The sequence below is a fragment of the Flavobacterium sp. ARAG 55.4 genome, from assembly GCF_051846875.1.
Classification (GTDB): Bacteria; Bacteroidota; Bacteroidia; order Flavobacteriales; family Flavobacteriaceae; genus Flavobacterium; species Flavobacterium plantiphilum.
In genome coordinates this window covers 21203-27978 of record NZ_JBPYCT010000021.1, presented here as the reverse complement: position 1 = coordinate 27978, position 6776 = coordinate 21203, and the positions used below count along the sequence as shown (strand labels likewise).

Here is a 6776-nt window from a genome sequence, read left to right as displayed (position 1 = left end):
AATAGGGTCACTAAACTTTCAGAGTTTTTATTTGTAACAATACAAATGTAGGGAAAAAGTATTTAATCTGATTGTTGTAACAATACAGAAATACGCAGTTCAATGTTTACTAAAGGCTTTCAGGTATCAAGTATCATTGTTTACAAATGTGTCCGCGTCCCCAGCGAGGATCTCTAAAAAAATATTGATGTTGGGCGACCAGAAGGTCAATCCTTGATACATACCATGCTGTCCCTTTCTTAAATATTCGTGGTGTTTGGCACGTGCTTCATCCGAAATAGCGTTCGCAACATCAAATATTAATTGACGATCCCAAGAGGATGTAATCGAAATAGATTGAGGAAAAACAGTAGCATAACCAGTACGGGCAACCCCGTGTAAAGATTCATTCCACCAGTTATATTCTGGAATATCCAAACGTTTTATGGCAGGAGAATGATCCATTAGTTGCGAAATTTTTTCGTGCAAAGTCATTCTTGAAACAATATCATTTACTCTTTGTTCGGTAGGTAAATCAGGATTTTTGAATGGAAGTTTTTCCTGTGCAAAAGTGCTAACGGTTACCAATTGTAACACAAAAACTAAGGAGTATATTTTTTCCATTGTTTTTTTTTTAATTAATTATTAGTAGTTTCTAAGTTTTTTTTGATTTCTGTTTTGCGAAAAATACAATTGTATTTTACTGTTCTTATGCCTTCAAAATAAAGGCTTTGTTTTCTTTCCATTAGACTAAATCGCTATTTCACGGAGCCTATATAACTGATTATAAGATTTTTTATTTCAGAGAATTTCGTTGGCAGGTACAAAATGCTATTTCAGTAGGGGTATTTGATTAGACTGATACACATTTCTTGGTTCGGATAAGAATTTTGATATTTTTGTAGTTATTATAAATGATATAATTGGCGTAATTTTGAGAAAAGAGGTCTTTGTTGCTTTTTTTTGTCTGTTTTTAGAGTTCTGCTCGGCACAGCCTTTTGGAGTTCTGAAGCATTTTTCACATGATGTAAAGTTAAGTCAGTCTCATATTCTTGATATACAGCAGGATAAAAAAGGATTTATTTGGTTGGGAACTTATAATGGGTTAATTCGCTATGATGGTAATACTTTTAAAAATTTTGAAGTATTACAGGGAGGGAAATTAAATTTATCCTCAAATCGCGTGTCCAGTTTTCAATTTGATAAAAGTGAGCGCATTTGGATTAAGTCTGAGCAAAATGAAGTCTATTATTTCGATTCGCGTACCCTGAATTTTCATTATCCCGCAGAGACTTATAATACGGCTTTAGAATCAACTTCTTTTAAAGATTTCAGATTAATGCCCTCGGGAAGGGTCTGGTTGTATCCTGAAAATAAAAATCAGTTAGTTCTTTTAGAAAATAATGAAGATATAAAGCTGATAAATTTTGATTTTTCTAAACTCGGGAATGGTAAAATTCAGGAAATCTTTGAAGATTCTACGGGTACAACCTGGTTTTTGACCAATTTTGGTATCTGCAGGTTGAAGAAGAAATCAGTCCAGCCAGAATATTTTTTTTTTAATATGACCCGGCCTTCTGGTAAATCTTATTCTTTTAAGGCAGTTACTGAAATTAATGATGAATTGTGGTTTGGAGGAACTGATGGTAAAATGATTCGTTATTCTAAAAAATCTTCAGCTTTTTTTGATGTGCCTTTAGAAAATCATTCTGATATTGAAAAAATTAAGTACCTGTCTGGAGATAAGATACTTATTGTGAGCCAGTCAGACGGTTTTGCGTATTATGATATAAAATCAGGTAAGCTAAAAAATTATAATAGCAATACTTTACCTGGATTTCCGGTAGAAACAATAAAGTATATGGGATTAACTCATGGACGGCAGTTTTGGTTTGAGGGCACTAATTCAGGAATTTATCAGTTTGATTTAATGACTGGAAAGTTAAAGCATATGCAGGTTGATTTTAGTGATCCTTCTGCGGTGAATATCAAAAGAAAGACTTTTTTCCTTACCGCAGCCGACGGAACGGTATGGATTCAGCCTAAAGACGGTTCATTTAGTTATTGGGACGAAAAGAAAAATCAATTGTTTTCTATTTCACATTGCATGAAGCAGCCGATAGAAGAGGTCTCGGATGTTATGCATGCCGCTACATTTGATCACTTAGGGAATCTATGGTTTTGCTCTTATCGAAAAGGATTGGATTTAATGATTTTTAAGAATAAAAAATTTAAAGCCCTAACTCTGGAATCTTCAAAGAACCGACAAAAAAGGAATGTAAGAAGTGTGATGCAGGAACGAAACGGGACTCTGTGGGTAGCCTGCAGGAATCAAAAAATCACCTTGTTTGATAAACATAAAAAAAAGATTGGATTCTTAGGAGCCGACGGCACTTTGTCGGCTGGTAGTCCCAGTTGGGGAGCTGATATTTATCATACTTTTCAGGATCGAAAGGGCAGAATATGGGTAGGAACCAGAGGAAACGGATTGTTTTGTCTGATTCCAACTCAAAAAACATATTCTTATAAAGTATTACATTATAAATACAATGAATTTGATAAATACAGTATAAGTGCTAATGATATTTATAAAATTTACCAAACCATTTCCGGACATATCTTTCTTGCAACCTGGGGAGGTGGTCTAAATCTTATACGGGAATCAAATGACGGGATTCGCTTTATAAATTACAGAAACGAATGGAAAAAATATCCGATAAAGACGGCAGACAGGGTACGTTCGATTGTAGAAAACAAACAGCAGCAATTGTTTTTTATTTCTTCACATAAGTTGTTTTCTTTTTCGGATAAAAATAAAACATTTACTCAGTTTCATTTTAAAGAGTTTCCTCAGGTTTCAGGCAATGATATTTTGGATATCATGATAACATCCGAAAATAAACTGGCCTTAGCAACTAATGGAAAAGGAGTGCAATTAGCCGATTTAGATGATAAAGGCGAATTAAAGATTCAGTCTTTTGGAGAAGAGTATATTGGTTTTCCAATGGATGAAGTGGTTGCTATACAAGAAGATAAATCCGGTAAAATCTGGCTTATGGGAGACAATCAGTTGGTACGATTTGATGCCAAAAAGAAAACTGCCGAAACTTTTCCGGAAATAAAATCTCTTCTTGGAAATGAAATTTTTTCTGAAGCAACAAAATATCTGCTTTCGAATGGGGAAATTATAGTAGGGTATTCTGATGGTGCGGTATATTTTAACCCTGATAATCTAAAACCTTTAGCTTTTAAACCTTATCTGGCTATTACAGGTTTTTCGGTCAACAATAAAGAGTTATATGAGATTAATCAGAAGATGTCAGCTAATCCTGATTTGCTGGAAGCAGTTACACTGGAGCATGATCAGAATTTTTTAAGAATTCAGTTTTCGGCTCTCGATTATGTCAAAAATGAAAATATTGTATACAGATACAAATTAAAAGGAGTAGATAAGCAATGGAATTATATCAAAGGAAGTCAGTTTGTAAATTATACTAACTTAGGGAGGGGAGAGTACAAATTACTAATTTCTTCTACTAATAACCATAATTTGTGGGTAAATAATGACCGGGAAATAAGCATTGTTATTCGTCCTTCAATTTGGTGGTCTAATCTGGCCTTAATTGTATATCTCTTGTTAGGAATGGGTTTATTTATACTAGTCAGACGCACTATTTCGACTATTCTTAAATTGCGCAATGATGTTCAAATTGAAAAACAGTTGTCAGAGTTAAAATTGAAGTTCTTTACTGATATTTCCCATGAAATCCGAACGCCTCTTACTATGATTACAGCTCCGGTTGAAAAAATGCTGGCCGATAATGAAGTTCCGGAAACGGTTAAAAAACAATTGGAATTGGTAGAAAGAAGTACTAACAGATTATTGAATTTGGTAAATCAGATATTAGATTTAAGAAGAATTCAAAATCGGAAATTGGAGGTAAAAGAAATCAATTTAGGTCATTTTGCAGCTAAAATGTGTGACAATTTCCGGGAAATAAGTCTGCAGCGAAAAATTCATTTAAAATTAAAAGTGCTTGCTCAACATCCGTTGATTTGGGTTGATACAGATAGTCTTGATAAAATTATGGTGAATTTAGTTTCAAATGCTTTTAAATATTGCCGTAGTGGTGATACGATTGTGGTACTTGTTGATGAGACAGACAATCAGGTAATACTAAAAATTCGTGATAATGGTCCGGGAATAAGCCCGGTGTTGCAAAAAAGATTGTTTGTGCGTTTTTCAAATTACAATGAAAATCCCCATAATCCAAGTACAGGAATAGGTCTTTCAATTGTTAAGGATCTGGTAGAAAAACACCATGCTACTATTACAGTCAATAGTACTTTGGGGCAAGGAACTTGTTTTCAGCTTAATTTTTCAAGAGGATATAAACATTTTGGAGACGAGGTTGCTATTTTATTTGAAGAAACAGGAGGTAAAAATGAGATTGATAATCAATTAAAGGAAACACTTGTTGCAACTAAAGAAGAAGAAGAAGAAGAAGAAGAAAAACAGAGAAAAGATAAGTTTGTTGGGCTTATAGTTGAAGATGATCCTGAACTACAAAGTTTTATAGTTTCCATGCTTCAGGAGGATTACACTGTTCATGTAGCAGGAAATGGTATCGAAGGCCATTTAAAAGCGGCCAGATTGAATCCTGATTTTATTATTAGTGATGTAATGATGCCACAAATGGATGGTATTGAAATGCTGAGACTGATTCGGAATAATATCCTAACCAGCCATATTCCGGTAATTTTACTGAGTGCTAAAACGGCTATAGATACTAAATTGGAAGGATTAGAATATGGAGCTGATGAATATTTGGAAAAACCTTTTAATGTTAGTTATTTGAAGGCACGTATTAAAAATGTGTTGGAACAGCGCAAAAGGCTTCAGCTCTTATATTCAAGTGGGAATGTTGTTGAGATTTCAAATGTAGATTCTTTGCAAATTTCTAATCAGGATCATAAATTTATGTTTGAGGTAATTAAATTGGTTAAAGAAAATATTTCAAAAACCAATTTTTCAGTTGAAGAATTAGGGAAATTGATGCGAATGTCGAGAGCCAGTTTTTTTAACAAGCTGAAAGATTTAACAGGAGTTTCTCCAGTGGTTTTTATTCGGGATATTCGATTAAATGAAGCTGCTGAAATGTTGAAAAAAGATGATTTATTAATCAAGGAAATTTGTTTTGAGGTAGGTTTCACTGATCTGAAATATTTTGGTAAATGTTTTAAATCCAAATTTAATTATAGTCCGGCTCAATATCGTCGTCTTTACAAATAAATAGTTATAGTTAGTAGTTTTTGAGGTCTGTCAACAATTTTTATATTGTTGATGGACCTTTTTTACTCTTATATATTTCTCTTTCTCTATATTAAAAGAAACAAAATATCATAATCTGATCTTTGAGACTGAGTAATTATTGTTTTTTTAAGGGAATTTTTTAGTTATAAGTTTTTAAAATACAAATTTTTTATGATCTTGTAGGTTATTGTTTGTTTCTTGAAAGCACAATATTGAACTTTTTTTTAAAATATTTGTGAGAAAAAATTTCTTTTTACACTGCTTTTAGATAAATACCCCTCATTATTTATCAATTTGACTCCTTTTTTTTTAGTTTTTGAAATTGGTAAATTCTCTTAGTAAAACCACCCGTATTGAAAAGTAATTTTTCTACCTGATTGGGATATACTCTCTTTAGTTTTACACCGAACCAAAATGTCTTTCGGGACAGTTTTTTAACTAATCATTAATAAATAATTAAACTTATGGAACAAACTAACACTTGCATACTGCTGCTGTTTCTGCTCGGAATGTTATTAGTGTCTTACATCAAAAATCGCTTACTGAAAACCAGATTATCTCTGATAAAAAAAGGACAGCTCAACACTTTAGAAATTTTCAATTTTAAACTGTATTATGATGAAAAAGATACTAAATAAGATTCTGGGATACGGGATACTCCTTATGTTTATTACCGCTTGCAATGATGATGAAGTGAAATACAATACTTCAGTAGTCAGGAATTTTGAAATTCAGATAAATGATGAGCCTTATGTTCTAAATACAGGTATTTCAACAAAATTTATTTTTATTTATAAAAACGATGGCGATTTTTTTGCGAATTACAGTTCTCATTTTCGTTTTGCTCTTGAAAATGGATCCTACAAATTTCTTGCAACCGATATTCCGGAAGAAATGATCCCTTCGCCAGTGAATTTAAACGATTTGATTATCCCTCAGGCTGTTAATGCTGATCAAGCAGTCAAAATTTCAGCAGCAATGCCATATCAGTCTCCTTTCAAAGATATGCTTACGATGAATATTCTAACCAGAACCGGAACATTACGTTTAAAAGCAAATGATAAAACGGCCGATCCAAATTATACCAATATCAAAGCAATAGTTGAAGTAAAACGAAAGGGTTACAAAGTAATAGATGAAACTTTTGTTCAGCAAGATATGGAGGTTTCAAGAACTAAAAAGACAACTAGTGGAGGAATCAATTATTCTGATGATTTTATTGTTTTTCAAACTGATGAAACAGTTAATGAAGTTCGCGTTCATTTAGAGTTTATGAATGACAATATGGAAGTTGTACAAACTAAAGAAATATCAGGTTCTTTCCCAATTGTTGCTAATGGTGTCACCCAAATTAATTTTAATCTGAATGATGTGGATACTCCAATTATAGAAAACTATGAGGTAACTGTAAATGGAGAAGTCTATACGACAGCAAAGAATATCAATCAGAAATAATAAACAGACTTAAAAATAACTTTAAATA

General features: G+C 32.7%; 3 protein-coding genes. 2 read left to right on the top strand and 1 reads right to left on the bottom strand.

The annotated features are described in order from the left end of the window. Positions 1–126: 126 nt before the first annotated feature. Positions 127–603, bottom strand: a complete 477-nt coding sequence (locus ACSV4D_RS17490) for a hypothetical protein (protein WP_439229287.1) — start codon at positions 601–603, stop codon at positions 127–129. Between the two features lie 310 nt (positions 604–913). Here ACSV4D_RS17490 and ACSV4D_RS17485 point away from each other — a divergent pair, with 310 nt between their 5' ends. Further along, on the top strand, positions 914–5272 hold the full coding sequence (locus ACSV4D_RS17485) for a response regulator (RefSeq protein WP_439229286.1): 4359 nt from the start codon (positions 914–916) through the stop codon (positions 5270–5272). A 639-nt stretch (positions 5273–5911) separates the two neighbouring features. Beyond that, entirely contained in the window at positions 5912–6748 is an 837-nt protein-coding gene (locus tag ACSV4D_RS17480; protein WP_408082197.1) for a hypothetical protein, read from the top strand. The last annotated feature ends 28 nt before the right edge of the window (positions 6749–6776 follow it).

Excerpts from the sequence above, each read along its gene's own strand:
- ACSV4D_RS17480 (WP_408082197.1), top strand. The coding sequence starts at position 5,912 with ATGAAAAAGATACTAAATAAGATTCTGGGATACGGGATACTCCTTATG.
- ACSV4D_RS17490 (WP_439229287.1), bottom strand. The coding sequence starts at position 603 with ATGGAAAAAATATACTCCTTAGTTTTTGTGTTACAATTGGTAACCGTT.